General features: G+C 56.3%; 12 protein-coding genes. 1 reads left to right on the forward strand and 11 read right to left on the reverse strand.

Going from position 1 to position 15,123, the window contains the following annotated elements:
* Positions 1 to 174 precede the first annotated feature (174 nt).
* The 11 genes from VAE55_RS00075 to VAE55_RS00125 form a co-directional block, all read right to left on the reverse strand.
* Entirely contained in the window at positions 175 to 1,470 is a 1,296-nt protein-coding gene (locus tag VAE55_RS00075; protein WP_322813794.1) for a glycosyltransferase family 4 protein, read from the reverse strand.
* Positions 1,471 to 1,475: 5 nt separating this feature from the next.
* A complete protein-coding gene (locus VAE55_RS00080; RefSeq protein WP_322813795.1) occupies positions 1,476 to 2,456 on the reverse strand; it encodes a glycosyltransferase family A protein in 981 nt (326 codons plus the stop codon).
* Between the two features lie 3 nt (positions 2,457 to 2,459).
* Positions 2,460 to 3,149, reverse strand: coding sequence for an acyltransferase (locus VAE55_RS00085; RefSeq protein WP_322813796.1), 690 nt, complete (start codon positions 3,147 to 3,149; stop codon positions 2,460 to 2,462).
* 20 nt (positions 3,150 to 3,169) lie between these two features.
* Positions 3,170 to 3,952 (reverse strand): sulfotransferase domain-containing protein, encoded by a 783-nt coding sequence (locus tag VAE55_RS00090; protein ID WP_322813797.1) that lies wholly within the window; start codon positions 3,950 to 3,952, stop codon positions 3,170 to 3,172.
* Positions 3,953 to 5,662 carry a bifunctional sulfate adenylyltransferase/adenylylsulfate kinase gene (locus VAE55_RS00095; protein WP_416181149.1) on the reverse strand — a complete coding sequence of 570 codons (1,710 nt, stop codon included), beginning with the start codon at positions 5,660 to 5,662 and terminating at the stop codon, positions 3,953 to 3,955. It abuts the gene before it with no gap.
* A gap of 60 nt (positions 5,663 to 5,722) precedes the next feature.
* The gene (locus VAE55_RS00100; RefSeq protein ID WP_322813799.1) at positions 5,723 to 6,454 is read right to left on the reverse strand and encodes a polysaccharide deacetylase family protein; all 732 of its coding nucleotides are present in this window, start codon (positions 6,452 to 6,454) and stop codon (positions 5,723 to 5,725) included.
* 48 nt (positions 6,455 to 6,502) lie between these two features.
* Positions 6,503 to 7,402: a glycosyltransferase family A protein gene (locus VAE55_RS00105; protein WP_322813800.1), complete on the reverse strand. Its 900-nt coding sequence runs from the start codon at positions 7,400 to 7,402 to the stop codon at positions 6,503 to 6,505.
* 90 nt (positions 7,403 to 7,492) lie between these two features.
* Positions 7,493 to 8,815 carry a nucleotide sugar dehydrogenase gene (locus VAE55_RS00110; protein WP_322813801.1) on the reverse strand — a complete coding sequence of 441 codons (1,323 nt, stop codon included), beginning with the start codon at positions 8,813 to 8,815 and terminating at the stop codon, positions 7,493 to 7,495.
* Positions 8,816 to 8,893: 78 nt separating this feature from the next.
* Positions 8,894 to 10,375 (reverse strand): VanZ family protein, encoded by a 1,482-nt coding sequence (locus VAE55_RS00115; RefSeq protein WP_322813802.1) that lies wholly within the window; start codon positions 10,373 to 10,375, stop codon positions 8,894 to 8,896.
* Positions 10,359 to 11,627: an ABC transporter ATP-binding protein gene (locus VAE55_RS00120; RefSeq protein ID WP_322813803.1), complete on the reverse strand. Its 1,269-nt coding sequence runs from the start codon at positions 11,625 to 11,627 to the stop codon at positions 10,359 to 10,361. The genes VAE55_RS00115 and VAE55_RS00120 overlap by 17 nt, the downstream gene beginning before the upstream one ends.
* A 3-nt stretch (positions 11,628 to 11,630) precedes the next feature.
* Positions 11,631 to 12,518 carry an ABC transporter permease gene (locus tag VAE55_RS00125; RefSeq protein WP_322813804.1) on the reverse strand — a complete coding sequence of 296 codons (888 nt, stop codon included), beginning with the start codon at positions 12,516 to 12,518 and terminating at the stop codon, positions 11,631 to 11,633.
* 272 nt (positions 12,519 to 12,790) lie between these two features.
* Here VAE55_RS00125 and VAE55_RS00130 point away from each other — a divergent pair, with 272 nt between their 5' ends.
* The gene (locus tag VAE55_RS00130; RefSeq protein ID WP_322813805.1) at positions 12,791 to 15,121 is read left to right on the forward strand and encodes a xanthine dehydrogenase family protein molybdopterin-binding subunit; all 2,331 of its coding nucleotides are present in this window, start codon (positions 12,791 to 12,793) and stop codon (positions 15,119 to 15,121) included.
* Positions 15,122 to 15,123 lie beyond the last annotated feature (2 nt).

The following is a 15,123-nucleotide window of genomic DNA, read 5'->3' on the forward strand; positions in this document are numbered from 1 at the left end:
CAACGAAATCTCTCACGATCATCTGGTCTGTGGCGTGGAGCAATGTGTGATCGGGGAAACAGACCGTTTGACAACCATTATATTATATAGACGCTCTACCACATCGCACTGTAGTTGTAGCCGGAAAACGTGACAGTGAGATGTCATCTACAGAAGAGCGTTATAACAAAACGTTCATCGCCGCAGGCGTACCGCAGAATCGGAATGAGCCGATGTAGTAATCTGGTGATAGAGTTCAAGATAGCGCTGCGCCTGCAATTCCTGTCGGTATTCGGCCAGAGCAATCGCCCGACACTGCCCTCTCATCAGCTGTCGCTCATCGGTGTTGGTTAACAGACGCTGCATTGCTGCTCGCAGCGCCACCACATCACCAACCGGTGCCAGCCAGCCGGTTTGCCCGGGACGCACAAGCTCGCCGATGCCACCGGTATCAAAGCCAACCACCGGCGTGCCACACGCCAACGCTTCCAGCACCGTACTCGGCATGTTGTCTTGCAACGAAGGAATGACAAAAAGATCAGCCGCGCTATACACCAGAGCCAGTCTGGTATCTTCATCGATCACACCCAACGGACGATGCGCTATTGGTGCAGCTATCGGCGGCGGATTACGCCCAATCGAAACCAACAGCAGATCTGACTCATCACTCATTCCGGCCAGGGCCGCCGTTAGTTCGGCAAAGCCCTTACGTCGGTTTGCCACCGAAACTGCCACGAAGAGGACGATCTTCGCCTGTTGAGGCAAGCCCAGGGTCGCCCGGGCATACGCTTGATCGAAGGGAGCGAAAACGGTTGTGTCGAGGCCGTTGGGAATGATGTGTACCGGCAAATGCCCGAACAGCGAACTACGCTGTACTTCAGCCGCCATCCAGCGGTTGAGAGCGACGATATGCAGACGTCCGGCAGGCACTACGGCCAATGCGGCGCGTTTGCGTCGCCAGATTTGATACGAGAGATCATGATCGTTATGCGATCCGAGCTGTGGACAGGCACCACAGGCCGCAGTATAGCGCTCACACCCCTCGTTATAGTGACAGCCACCGGTGAACGGCTGCTGATCGGATAGCCGCCATACAACCGGCACCCGTCGGGGTACGACGCGAAAGAAGCTGATGTAGTCAACCAAACCGGCCACCCAATGCAAATTGATGACGTCACACGGCGGCAGCGCCCGTACCAGCTCTGCCCCGTAGCGACTGCGATCATCACTAAATGGCTCCAGCCCGGACGGTCGGGTCCGGAGGTATGGCTTCATCGCCTGCCGGATGAGCCAGCCCCGCCAGCGCCGTTGCCAGCGCTTGACGATACTCACGGTAGCAGGCAGAGTCTGTACGGTTGGATCATCACTACGTCGGTTTGCCACCAGCATTTGTGACCGACAGCCCGCTGCAAGTAAGGACCGATGGAGACGATAGGCTGCTCTGGCCGCACCGCCACTTATATCGTTGGTGCTGAGATGAACCACGTGCATATCCGTCACCGTGCCGGTAAACGTCGGTGCGCCAGCCTCCCCACTGCTGGTAATGAGTAGAGCATTTCAGGCAGTGCTCGCCGGTAATATGCCGGAATAAACGGTAAAGCAAAACCGGCTTTCAGCCAATCAATGTACCGTTCCCGACCACGGTAGAGCTGTCGCCATCGTCCGTAGTACGTTGTCCAGATCACGCGCGTAATGGCATCACGACAGACAGCCCATTCGTGCGGATGTTGTCGTGCGTATGCACGCAACACCGGATGCTGGTGCAGAAATGCCAGAAACTGCCGTGATGCCCGCGCCAGACTGGACACACCCACCGATTTGCCAAAACTGGTGTCGTAGATGCGATGGCGAAACACCGCTTCATCACAGTAAACAATGCTACGATCAATGCTGAGAACAACCAGAAGCGCGTTATCTACCCCATTACCACCATCGAAATCGGGGTACCCACCAACTGCCCGCAGATCGGCGGTACGCGCCAGATTGGTGGTAAAGCAGACGAATTTGTGCTGGTTATAGCCCCAGCGTCGGATCCAATCAGGGCCACGCATCACTCGTGGCGGCAATGGTCGGTCGGCGGTCGAAGCCACGACCCGGTTCTGTTCATCGAGTACTTCAACCCGGGAAATGGCAGCGGCTGCCCCAGTATGAGACTCCAGAGCTGCTACCATAGCGTTCAGATAGCCCGGTGCCAGTTCATCATCATCGCTCAGCAGGACAAAATAATCACCGCTGGCGGCGGCCAGCAACTGATTAAAGTGCGGCACAATCGGCACCGACGCCGGGTTCTGACGAAACACAAAGGGGCGCGGATAGTGCTCACGCACCAGATTCAGCACGGCGTCGCCATTACAGCCATTATCGGAAACAATCAACTCAATAGCTGGATAGTCCTGATCAGCTACTGATCGGATGGCCTGAGCGACGTAGGTTAGTCGCTTGTAAACCGGGATTGCCACCGTTACCGTCGCTGCCATTGTTCACCTCGCACGTTCCACATCCTGCTCAGTTCGCTCACGCACGATACGCGCCGGAATACCGGCGGCAATCACTCCTGCCGGCATACTGCGGGTTACGACACTCCCGGCCCCCACCACCGTCCCGGTACCAATCGTGACCCCCGACAGCACCACGACGCCGTAACCCAACCAGACATCATCTTCCAGCACGATAGGCCCCTTGCTGGTAAGGGGCTGGCTCCCTATCGGCTGACCGGGCGCCGTCCCATGGTCGTAGGGATAGAATGCACATTGCGGTGCAATCTGACAGCCACGCCCGATGACAATCTGTTCAACATACGCCGATAGTTGACAGCGGGGCTGAATACCGGTTCGTTCACCGATACGCAGGCTACCACCACGACCGCATTCGATGATCGTATCGCGGTGTAGCTCTACGTAATCACCTAGATCAATCTGGCCGCCATCCTGACGCTGATAGATCACAACGCCATCACCAACAAAGACATGCCGCCCTCGTCGGATACAACGACCACTCAGTTGAGCCGATGGCGCAATGTAGCCCTGTGGATAGCGATGAGCGAGCGCGACCCGTGCTTTGTAAGGAGCATGCGGCCACGCTGCCAGCCACGTCGCCACTTTCCCCCATCGCCCAGGGCCGGCCTGCCGCATCCACCAATTAGTCCAGAAACGTACCAGTCGTTCTCGCATAACGGCTTCTCCCGCTATGATCAGGCCGCTCGATCTCCATAACCGGCAGCCAGCATGCCCGCGCGATGGTATTGCCAGAACAGGTCCTCATCGGCGGGCGAAAACAAATTGCGCCAGTCACCTGAACCGCCTTTACGCACAAAGAATGGCGTAGCAGCGCCATTGGCAGCCTGTTCCTTGGCACGCATGCGCTCGAACGACGAGGCAGCAACCGCTGCCACGATCTGGTCGTCGGTGGCCTGAATCTGGCAAAAATCGAGGATATGGCGCACCTGTGAGGGTGTATCGGCGTAGAGATCTTCGTACTTCACCACCAGCAACTCAGCGCCGCTGTTCAGCCACCCCAACACATGATCTGACCAGCGTCCCCAGTAGATGTCACCCACAATAATCTCGTGCAGACTTACCGGTTTATCCGACCGGCGGTTACGCCAGTGATAGTACGATGTTATCGCATCACGACCATCGCGCACAATGTAGATAGCCCGCCGGAACACCGGTCGGTAGTGCAGATGGGTCTTCACAAACCGCGGGCGCATCTGGTTGAAGGGGGTTGTTGGATCGGCCATATAGACCAGATCGCCCTTGATATGGCTGTCTGGAACGTAGCGACCAAAACCCTGGAGTTCTAATTCCTGGCCGGCCAGCAGATTGGCCAGCAAAAACCGCACCCAGGTATTCCCCGACTTGGGAAACGAGGCCAGATAGTAAAAATCGGGTTGCGGTTTAAAACCTAGATCGGCATGTGGGCCTTTCAACCATCGCCGTAGTGTACGCCGGGCGTGTGCGAAGACATCTTTCATCTATCCCTCCAGGAATCCCTTCTCTTCCAGATAGCGAATGATCTTGCGCGCATTCTCTTCCGGGGTCACATCCGTGGTGGTCAGGGTCAACTCAGGGTTGACCGGCGGTTCATACGGATCATCAATGCCGGTAAAGCCACGTAGTTCACCACGCCGGGCTTTTGCGTATAGCCCTTTGACATCACGCTGCTCACACACTTCGAGCGGGGTGTCAACAAACACTTCGATGAACTGATCGCTGCCGATCATTGTCCGACACTCATTGCGCGCCGCCCGATAGGGGCTGACCGCCGCACAGATGACCGCACCACCAGCTTTCACCACGGCACTGGCAACAAAGCCGATCCGCAGAATGTTGGTATCACGATCTTCCCGCGAGAAACCCAACCCTTTCGACAGATGGGTACGCACAACGTCACCATCCAGGACTGTTGGTATACGGCCCCGTTCCAGCAAGAGCACATTCAAGATGGCGGCAATGGTCGATTTTCCGGCCCCACTCAGACCGGTAAACCAGACACAAAACCCTTGCCGATGGCGAGGTGGATACATCTGGCGTAGAATCTCGGCAGTCTCCGGGCGCGTAAACCATTCAGGCAAGAGCCGCCCTTTCGCCAGATACTCATCTCGCACCTGTGTACCTGAAATAGAGGCAATTTCGTCCCCTAGCGGCACCTCGTCGATTGTGACATAGCGCCCTTCCCGTTTGAGATACACCAGTTCGGTGAACGGGATCATCGTCACACCTATTTCGTGCGCATAATGAGCCAGTAGCTCCTGCGCCGCATACGGCCCGTAGAACGGCTTACCTGTACTGTCGTGCCCAGGGCCGGCATGGTCACGGCCAACAATGAAATGATTTGCACCGTAATTGCGGCGGATGATGGCGTGCCAAACCGCTTCACGTGGGCCGGCCATGCGCATCGCTAACGGCAACAGACTGAGCAGAGTACGACCAGGATCGTAGTATTTTTCGACCAGCAACCGGTAACTACGAACACGGGTAAAGTGATCGACATCGCCGGGTTTGGTCAAGCCAACAACCGGATGGATCAGCAGGCTGCCATCTACCTGCGCTGCAGCCCGTTTGGTCAGCTCTTCGTGAATGCGATGCATCGGGTTGCGTGTCTGAAAGGCAACCACGTTTGGCCGACCCATCGCCTGTAACAGACGCCGCACTTCAGCCGGGGTACGACGGAGATCGGTAAAGTCGTAGTAGCGGGGCAGATTGACAATGCGCAGACGACCGGCAGCATAAAACTTACCCCAACGCACCATTTCGGCCACCAGCGGATGGCGTGGATCGGTCGTACCCAGAACGGCCAGCGCTTCGCGTTCGGCATCCCACCGATAGATGTCACTTACCTCCATGATAGCCAGGGGATTGTTATGCACATCGCGCAGGACGATGCGGTCGCTGCCGAAATGACTCTGTTCAACCGGTAACGTCACCGGAATTGGCCAGAGTGTACCATCCGCCAGCCGCATCTCTTCCAGGACACGCTCGTAATCTGCCCGCCCCATAAAACCGGTCAGCGGTGAAAAGCCACCGGTAGCCAGCAGTTCTAGATCGCACATACTGCGCATGGAAATTTGAATCGAAGGCAGGCATGAGGCTTCGGCAAGTACGTCATCGCGCTCTTCGGCTGGCACACACAGATCAATCAGACGACCACCATACGGCGAAATGAGAAGATTGTCGTTGAGCATAAACTTCCTTAACTTGGCAAAACCAATCAGCGCGTCCACAATGGGCGCACCTCACAATCATTACAATGCCGGACGAAACCAGGGCACCCGCACTGGCGTTCCGGCACGGAGCAACTCGGGCACGGTAACAAAGCGATAGGTACGTTGCAATTCGGGTAAGGCCATCGCTAGTGCTGACACCAGATTGGAACGGTCGGCAGCCTGGGGATCACGCGGATTTGCCAATCGGTCATGGAGCAAGATAATACTCCCCGGTCGCACCTGCTCTACCAGCCGGGCAGCCAGTTGCGATGGCGGCTGCGCAAGCCAGTCCTCAATATGGCACGTCCAGCCAACAACTTCATACCCAAACAGGAAGGCATCGAAGCGTGAACCGTAGGATTGTCCGCCATAAGGTGGGCGAAATAAACGCACCCGGTATGGTGCGAGGACCTGCTGCGTTCGCCACAATTCACGCCAGCGTTGCCAGCGCCGGGTTTGCGGCAGACGAATGTGACTGAAGGTATGATTTCCAATCGCATGACCGGCGGCTACCATTCGTGCCACCAGATGACGCTGATCAATAGCGTATTGGCCTAGCAGAAAAAAGGTTGCCCGAAGTTGATACTGTTCGCACAGATCGAGAATCTGCGAAGTAAAGACGGGATGTGGCCCATCGTCGAAGGTTAACGCAGCCAGCGGTTCAGTCGTCTCTACCCGCACCAGCGTGCCGAAGAGACGCCGACCGATTGGGGTGAACCAACGCCGGACACGCCGGCCAGCACTGTATGTAACAAAAGATCGAGGGATCACAGCAGCCTTTCACACATTGACCAGGGAGCAGCGAAATGATTTTCAACTCTAAATCGCTAGTGGTGGGCAGCGGTATTGCAAACTGCCCTGCAACAAACCGATCAACCAGGCATTCATTCGCAACCATTCGGCGAGATGTGCACGTTGTCGAATCTGGACAACCCGCCCTACCTGCCGCAACCAGCGCCGCGCATACGAGAGCCAGGGTGAAAGTGATCGGCGCGGTGTGTCAGCCAGATGACTGTAGCGACGAGCCAGAGCTACATTGGCAATCGCCCGTTCCCTGGTTTGACGCAGCATCCCGACCAGCGTATCGCGATAACGCACATAGACGAGGGCATCCGGCACGAATGTCAGCGGCACCTGACACTGTAACTGCACTCGAAAACAGTAGTCGGTGTCCATCAGACGCGACAGGGTTTCATCGAAACCACCGATCTGATCGTGCAGGGCACGTTCGATTGCCAGCCCCGAACCACCGGCGTGGGGCAGGTATGGTGGATAGCTCACCCGCTGCAAGCCATCGGCCTGTGGGTTGCGCCGTGTTCGGCTCAGCCACGAATGATGATTGAGATGTTCAATATCGAAACGGGAAGCAACAAAGGGAAAGGTGTCAAGTGCCTGGCCAATTGCCGCTACCCAGCCTGGCGCCACCACATCATCGGCATCGACGAAGGCCAGTGCCGTGCCACACGCATGGCGTGCTCCCTCATTGCGGGCAAACGCTCCGCCACGCCGGGCACCGGCATCGATAATACGCAGATTCGGCATACGTACCAGAAAATCTGCCGCTACCCGTCGTGATTCATCGCATGAACCGTTATCAGCGACGATCACTTCCCAAGGCCGATCCCAGTGCTGGTTTGCGAGCGCCGTCAATTGTTCACCCAGTGTTGTTGCTGCGTTGTAGCACGGAATGATGATACTGAGACGCACTTCACGCTGCACGGTATCCCTCCTCGTTACCCCCCATCGTTCCGTATTACTGTTATGCCAACACCGGGTGAATCAATGATGATTGGCATACCGGAGTTCAGACTACAATACTGTAATCTTTGCCCGTAACTCACCCTGAATGTTGCGGGTTGCGTTGCGTGTATCCACGATTGCCGGAGCCAGCGTCACGATCCGCTCGTAGTCAAACACACGATGATTGGTGATAATGACAACGCAATCGCACTGACGGAGCAACTCGTCAGTTAATGGTACTGTTTGCATACACCGGCCATCGTGCAGCTCAAATTGGGTAATATGCGGATCGCAGGGAATCACTATTGCGCCGTCGGCAGTCAGCAGATCGTAGACCTTAAATGCCGGTGATTCGCGATAATCATCGACATCCGGTTTGTAGGCAATCCCAAGCAGCAGAATAGTACTCCCATTCAGCGGCTTACGGGCACGATTAAGAGCTCGCACAACCAGATCGTGAACATGCCGCGGCATTTGACTGTTTATTTCACCGGCCAGCTCAATAAACCGGGTTGTCAGATCATACGCTCGCGCCTTCCACGTCAGGTAGAACGGATCGATGGGAATACAGTGACCACCCAGCCCTGGCCCAGGGGTAAACTTCATAAAGCCGTAGGGCTTGGTCGCAGCGGCATCAATCACTTCCCAGACATCAATGCCCATTCGGTCGCAGAGCAATGCCAGTTCGTTGACCAACGCAATATTGACGGCGCGAAAGATGTTCTCGAACAACTTCGTTAGCTCGGCAACGTCTGGTGAGCTAACCGGCACCACCCGACTGGTGATATAGCCGTAGAAGGCACCGGCCAGTTCAGTGCAGTGTGGTGTCACACCCCCCACCACCTTCGGCGTATTTTCAACACTGTAACCCTTGCTACTCGTCTGACCGGGATCGATGCGTTCGGGTGAGAACGCCAGAAAAATCTGTTCGCCAACCTTCAAGCCGGAGCGCTCGATGCGGGGCATGATCAGTTCACGGGTGGTACCGGGGTAGGTAGTACTCTCCAGAATCACCAGTTGACCGGGCCGAATGCTGGCCGCGACATCTTCACTCGCCGCTTCGACAAAGCGCATATCCGGTTCGCGCGTTGCGTTGAGCGGAGTAGGAACGCAGATGACCAAAAGATCACATTCGGCCATCCGACGAACATCGGTTGTTGCCTCAATCCGGCCCGCTGCGCGCAGAGTCGCTAACGCATCACTGGATACGTCGCCAATGTAGCTCTCGCCGCGATTGACCTGCGCGACACGCATTGGACTGACATCAAAACCAAGCACGGAAAACCCAACCCGCCCGGCACGCTCGGCGAGCGGCAACCCGACATACCCTAATCCAATCACACCGACTTTCGCAGTGCGGCCGTGGATGCGATTCATTAATTCGTGGAACATGATGGCACAGACTCCGTGTTATCTGTTAAGAAGCTCAATCTGACATTATACGTGAGACGATAAGACACTGGTATACGATTATGGCTTCCTGGCCAACCAGAAAACAATCAGACCACTCACAACAATGGTAAGCATGCCGGCCACCAGCATCCCCCCACTCAACGGCTGGGCAATAACCAGCCAGGGCGCACTACTGATGAGCAGTGGCCCTGATGCCGCGACGATGATCGGTAGCCAGCGCCTACCGCGCCAGGGCAAGCCAGCCAGTGCCAGCGGCAGACAGATCGCTCCGGCCAAAGCAATCGTCCAGCCTCCGATCTGATGTGTCTGAACCAGGAGCCAGCGATTGATCAGCGCCTCACCCGGGCCAAAGGCATACCATTGCGGGTGCGCCTGACCATCAACAAAGAGACGGGCAACGGCACCGTCATAACTCAGCGCCAATAGCCGGGGTTGCCCGTCAGGGAAGACATTGGCAAAGCGTAACGGCGGCCGGTCATCGGCTACGCGAGTCAGCGACAGCCGCATCCGTACCAGCAGGTCGGCACCTGCCTGAATCAAACTGATGTTGTGCCCATCAATGCCACGGCCAAAATTGACAATCAGGCCCTCCGTGGTGCGATCTGGTTCGCGGGCAGCCACCTGAGCGACCAGCGTAAATGCTCGTGTCTGGGCAATTTCCGCTGCCACGCCACGCAATGGCTCACTGCTCATCAGCCAGCGCTGATACCCCACACCTACCCCGGATTCGGTAAGGGTAGGCCGACCCTGAGCCACCAGCGGACGCGCAAATGGCCCATTCCCAGCCGGGGGCAGCTCGCTGAAATCGTAGGCGAACAACGGTTGCCTCGCAATTGCGTCGCCTGGCGTCCGTACCACTCGCGCATCATCTGCGGTAAAGGCTCGATTGTAGAGCGCAGTAAAGCCTACATAACCCGGCCAAAAGCGTCGTCCATCATTGGCAGCGCCGATCTGAAGTGTGTAGCGATCCGACCATGTCGTGGGCAATGTCGCCCGTTGCCAGCGCGTGACCATCCACGTGCTGCCGGCCAGCCAGAACGTCAATCCAACAACCACGACCCATGCCGGTGTCATCCGCACACCATGATTTATCCAGCAGCCGAGTCGCTCGACCGGGAGGAGCATTGGCTGAGCCAGCCACCATGCTCCCAAAGCGGCGCCAAACGTGTTCGCTACCACATCCAATAGCGCGGCAGTGCGACCGGGAATGGTCAGTTGGGCAACCTCGATCCCAAGTGCGACAGACGCACTCAGCACAATGACACCAACGCGTTGCCACGGTAAAGGGATGCCACAACCGGCCAGAAACCAGCGTAACGCCATGCCTAAAGGAATAAACAGAACAATATTTTGTGCCATATCAAACGCATGGCTTAGACCGGTCATAAGCTCAAAGATTGGATTGGTCGGCCATAATCTGGTGAAAGCAAAGGGGTATAAGGTCACCATCCCGACGAGCAGGATGGTTGGCAAGAGCAATGCAACACCATAGCGACGCAAAGCATAGCGGAAAGCTACAAGTTCAGGCTGACGGCTCATGGATCGTCGTCCATGGTAAAAGTGGTCGCACCACCCCGGAAAGGTTGCCGGCCCAATCACCACGTGCTGAGTCTCCTTCCAGACTATCGATCACCTGAAAAGCAACCGCATCACGTTCGGCGAATTGACCAATCGGCGGATCGAGAGTGGTCAGTGCTGCTTCGACGTACAGCGATCCCTCAGCCAGAAAATTGCCGGGAATGGTCACCCTGGAGATATAACGACCCGGCGGTCGTGGCCGCTGCCGCCATTCAGGATCAAGATCGAGGGTGGTAAACACAGCGATATTATCTTCGTTATAGAGGCGAAAGTGCGGCATCAATATGTACCCACCGGTCGTAACCACAAACTCCATCTCAAGCGTTACCGGAGTCCGGATATCAATTGTGTCCGAGACATCGCCATCAACATCGCGAACACGCACTGCCCGCAGGTGGGCAATCTCCTTGCCCGGCGCACTCATCCGATCTGGCCAGACCCGTTCCGCAATCGAATGTGTGCCCTTCCCCAGATAGACACCGACCACCTGCTGTGCCGGCCCATCGGCCACCACCTGTCCCTGATTGAGCAGAATGGCCCGCTGACACATGCGCAGGATGGATTGCATACTGTGCGAGACAAACAGGACAGTACGCCCCTGCTGGCCCACATCTTGCATCTTATTGAGACATTTTTTCTGAAAGCGCGCATCGCCAACGGCCAATACCTCATCGACAATCAGAATTTCTGGCTCAAGATGCGCAGCAACTGCGAAGGCTAGCCGCACATACATGCCCGATGAATAAAACTTCACCGGTGTATCGATAAACTTTTCTACCTCGGCAAACTGGACAATTGCGTCAAAATTGCGATCGATTTCGCGTTTGCGCATTCCCAGAATAGCACCGTTAAGATAGATATTCTCGCGCCCGGTCAATTCGGGATGAAAACCGGTACCAACTTCGAGCAAAGAAGCCACCCGGCCGTACAACTCGGCTCTCCCTCGGGTTGGTTCGGTAATGCGCGAGAGGACTTTCAGCAGGGTACTCTTCCCAGCGCCATTACGCCCGATGATCCCAACCACTTCCCCTTGCTGAATATCGAATGAAACACCATTGAGCGCCCACAGCTCGGTCGTCGTTGTTTTCTGCGTGCGGCCACGCAGTCGCTCGGTAATGGCATCGCGTAGCGTGACGTATCCCATATCACGCTGCTTAATCGCACCAATCCGATACTGTTTCGCTAAATCACGGGCCCGAATTGCGTAGTGCATAGGCTAGATAATATCGGCAAACTTACGTTCCGCCGCCTGAAAGTAGAACAAACCGGAACTGAATATCGTTACTGCCATCATGACCGAGATTAACATCAAGAGACTGGGAGGTTGCGTCCCCAGCAATGCCCAGCGCAAACCTTCGACAACGCTCACCATTGGATTGAGGGCGTAAAGAAACTGCCAGTACCCTTCTACCAGATTGCTCGGATACACGACCGGCGTAGCAAACAACCAGAGCTGAATTAGAAACGGAGTAGCGTGCCGCACATCACGGTAGCGGGCGTTAATTGCCGAGAGCCAGAACCCTACACCCATAGCGGTGAACATCGCCAGCACTAGAAAGAGCGGCAAAAGGAAAATCGCCGGGGTAAGTGGCCACCGGTACCACACCATCAATGCCAACAGGATGAGAAACGACAAACTAAAATCAACCACACCGGCCAGCACACTGGCGGTAGGAATTGCCAGTCGGGGAAAGTAGACTTTGCGCACAATGCTAGCACTGCCTACCAGACTATTTGCCGCCTGCCCAACTGTGTTGGCAAAAAACTGCCACGGCAAGAGACCAGCCAGATTGAAGAGTGGGTAAGGAATACCGTTTGTATTAACACCGGCCAATCGCCCAAAGATAATCGTAAAGACAACGAGCTGTAACGTTGGTTGAATGATGGCCCAACTGGCGCCCAGCAGTGTCTGCTTGTAACGTACTTTCACATCACGCCAGACGAAGAAAAAGAGTAATTCGCGGTAAGCCCAAAGGTCACGCCAGTTGAAATGCCACCATCCCTTGCGCGGCTCGATGATCGTTGGCACCTGCACATCGTCTACTGATGCATTCGTCCTGGAAGTGTTGGCCGTCGAAGTGCCAGAGGATTCAAGAATTGCCATAGTGCTCACATCACCCATAAGGTACACATGCGCAATGCGGCCAGAGCAATGTCGAAGGGAAAGAGTGGCTGCGCATTCACGTCTACGTTGGCTTGAAAAGCCTCCCTATGTAGCATAGTCGGTTTACGGCCATTATGCAATTACAAATTCTTCAATCATACGCCTCCAATCGAGCCTCTTTCATGCGTCGGATAAGGCCGCAAATTCTGGTATCATGCCTGTAGTATCTGAGAAGGTTTCGTTGTTAACAAAAAAGAAAGGCAGGTCGAACAATGGCCTATGCAGCCCTGATCGGTGCTGAAGTCAAGCGCCGTGAAGACCCGCGTCTCGTGCAAGGGCAGGGCACATATGTGAGCGATTTGCGCTTGCCGGGAATGCTTTATGTGGCAATTGCTCGTAGTCCGTATGCCCACGCCCGCATTCTGAGCATCGATAAAGCATCGGCCCTGACGCAGCCCGATGTTGTTGCTGTTTACACCGGTACCGATCTCCTCGATCTCTGTCAGCCACTGCCATTAGCCAGTTCTGGCGAAGGTAGCAGTGGCCCCCAGCGCTATACCGGTCGCACGCGCTATGTGCTGGCAGTTGAACGGGTTCGCCACGTTGGCGAGGCAGTCGCTGCAGTGGTTGCCCGTACTCCGGAAGCAGCGCTTGACGCGGCCTTGGCTCTGGCGATTGAATGGGAACCTCTTCCGGCAGTGGTTGATCCACTGGCCGCTATTGATCCGGCAGCCCCGGTGATCTTTGAAGACCTTCCCGATAACATTGACCACCGCCGTCGCCGCCAAAAGGGTGACGTCGAAGCTGCATTTGCGTCTGCCTACCGGGTTGTCCGCCAGCGGATGGTTAATCAGCGCCTGCTCGGTTTTCCGATGGAAGGCCGTGCTGTTGTGGCAGCCCCCGATCCAACGAACGACGGTGTAACTCTCTGGACGAGCACACAGACGCCACATCAGGTACGTGGCGATGTCGCCAAAGTTATTGGGCTTGATGAGAATCGAGTGCGTGTAATCGCCCCCGATGTCGGCGGTGGCTTTGGAGTCAAGATCGGGATTTATCCCGAAGAGGCATTGCTGGCCGCGTTAGCCCGCCGGCTTCACGCTCCCCTGCACTGGGTTGAACATCGGCTCGAGCACGTGCAGGCCACTACCCATGGTCGCGGCCAGGTGTGTGACATTGAAGCTGCGGTTACGCCAGAGGGTGAAATCACCGCATTGCGGATGCGCATCGTCGCCGATCTCGGTGCCTACCCCCTTGCCCCTGGTTTACCCGACCTGACGACCGCTATGGCTATCGGGGTCTACAAGATTCCCGCAGTTGATCTGGAAGCGGTATGCGTGTATACCAACACCACACCGGTTGCCGCTTACCGCGGCGCAGGACGCCCGGAAGCTGCTTACTACATCGAGCGGTTGATGGATCTGGTTGCCGCTGAGCTGAATCTGGACCCGGCAGAGGTTCGCCGGCGCAATTTTATCCCTCCGGATGCATTTCCGTACAAAACCCCGACCGGCCTGACCTACGATAGCGGCGAGTATGATCGGGCGTTGACTAAGGCGCTCAGCCTGGCTCATTACGAGCAGTTGCGTGCCGAACAGGCCGCCCGTCGGACTGCCGGTGATCGGATGTTGCTCGGTATCGGGATCGCCTGTTATGTCGAAATGTGTGGTTTCGGCCCTTATGAGAGTGCCCAGATCAAGGTGGAGCCGAGTGGTACAGTTACCGTCACCACCGGTATTTCACCGCACGGTCAGGGGACAGCCACGACCTTCGCCCAAATTGTCGCCGATCAGATTGGTGCCGACTTCAATCGCATTGTCGTTAAACACAGCGACACCGCACTGACGCCAATGGGGATCGGCACGATGGGATCACGCTCGCTTGCCGTGGGTGGTACTGCATTGGTGCGTGCTGCAACCAAAGTGCGCGAGAAGGCTCGTCAGATTGCAGCTGCAATGCTCGAAGCGAACGTGGTCGACATCGAGTTGCACGAAGGCCGGTATGTTGTCCGGGGTATCCCTGACCGTGGCCTGACGCTGACCGAGATCGCCCGCCGCGCCTACAGTAATAAACTGCCACCCGAAATTGATCCGGGCCTGGAAGCGGTTGATTATTTCCGTCCAGCCGACCTGATCTACCCCTTCGGTGCGCACGTCGCTGTTGTTGAAGTTGATAGCGAGACCGGTCATGTCCGTATCCGGGACTACTATTCAGTTGATGATTGTGGGCCGCGGATCAGCCCGCTCATTGTCACCGGCCAGGTACACGGCGGTCTGGCCCAGGGTATCGCCCAGGCCCTTCTCGAAGAGGTGGTGTACGATGCCAATGGTCAGTTGCTGAGCGGGACGCTTATGGATTACGCTATTCCACGGGCCGATCTCTTCCCGCCATTCACCGTGGACAAGACGGAAACACCGACCCCCCTCAATCCGCTCGGCGTGAAAGGGATTGGCGAAGCAGCCACCATCGGCTCGACACCGGCCATCACCAATGCAGTGATTGATGCGCTTCTACCGTTTGGTGTGCGGCACATTGATATGCCGTTGCGGCCCGAAAAGATCTGGCGAGCAATCAACAATGGATATTTCAAAAAAGGAGAGTGATC

This window comes from Chloroflexus sp. (assembly GCF_034432675.1).
Lineage (GTDB): Bacteria > Chloroflexota > Chloroflexia > Chloroflexales > Chloroflexaceae > Chloroflexus.

What these genes read in the sequence shown, in the direction of transcription:
- VAE55_RS00075 (WP_322813794.1), bottom strand. Translation starts at nt 1,470, where the DNA reads ATGCACGTGGTTCATCTCAGCACCAACGATATAAGTGGCGGTGCGGCC.
- VAE55_RS00080 (WP_322813795.1), bottom strand. Translation starts at nt 2,456, where the DNA reads ATGGCAGCGACGGTAACGGTGGCAATCCCGGTTTACAAGCGACTAACC.
- VAE55_RS00085 (WP_322813796.1), bottom strand. Translation starts at nt 3,149, where the DNA reads ATGCGAGAACGACTGGTACGTTTCTGGACTAATTGGTGGATGCGGCAG.
- VAE55_RS00090 (WP_322813797.1), bottom strand. Translation starts at nt 3,952, where the DNA reads ATGAAAGATGTCTTCGCACACGCCCGGCGTACACTACGGCGATGGTTG.
- VAE55_RS00095 (WP_416181149.1), bottom strand. Translation starts at nt 5,662, where the DNA reads ATGCTCAACGACAATCTTCTCATTTCGCCGTATGGTGGTCGTCTGATT.
- VAE55_RS00110 (WP_322813801.1), bottom strand. Translation starts at nt 8,815, where the DNA reads ATGTTCCACGAATTAATGAATCGCATCCACGGCCGCACTGCGAAAGTC.
- VAE55_RS00115 (WP_322813802.1), bottom strand. Translation starts at nt 10,375, where the DNA reads ATGAGCCGTCAGCCTGAACTTGTAGCTTTCCGCTATGCTTTGCGTCGC.
- VAE55_RS00120 (WP_322813803.1), bottom strand. Translation starts at nt 11,627, where the DNA reads ATGCACTACGCAATTCGGGCCCGTGATTTAGCGAAACAGTATCGGATT.
- VAE55_RS00125 (WP_322813804.1), bottom strand. Translation starts at nt 12,518, where the DNA reads ATGGCAATTCTTGAATCCTCTGGCACTTCGACGGCCAACACTTCCAGG.
- VAE55_RS00130 (WP_322813805.1), top strand. Translation starts at nt 12,791, where the DNA reads ATGGCCTATGCAGCCCTGATCGGTGCTGAAGTCAAGCGCCGTGAAGAC.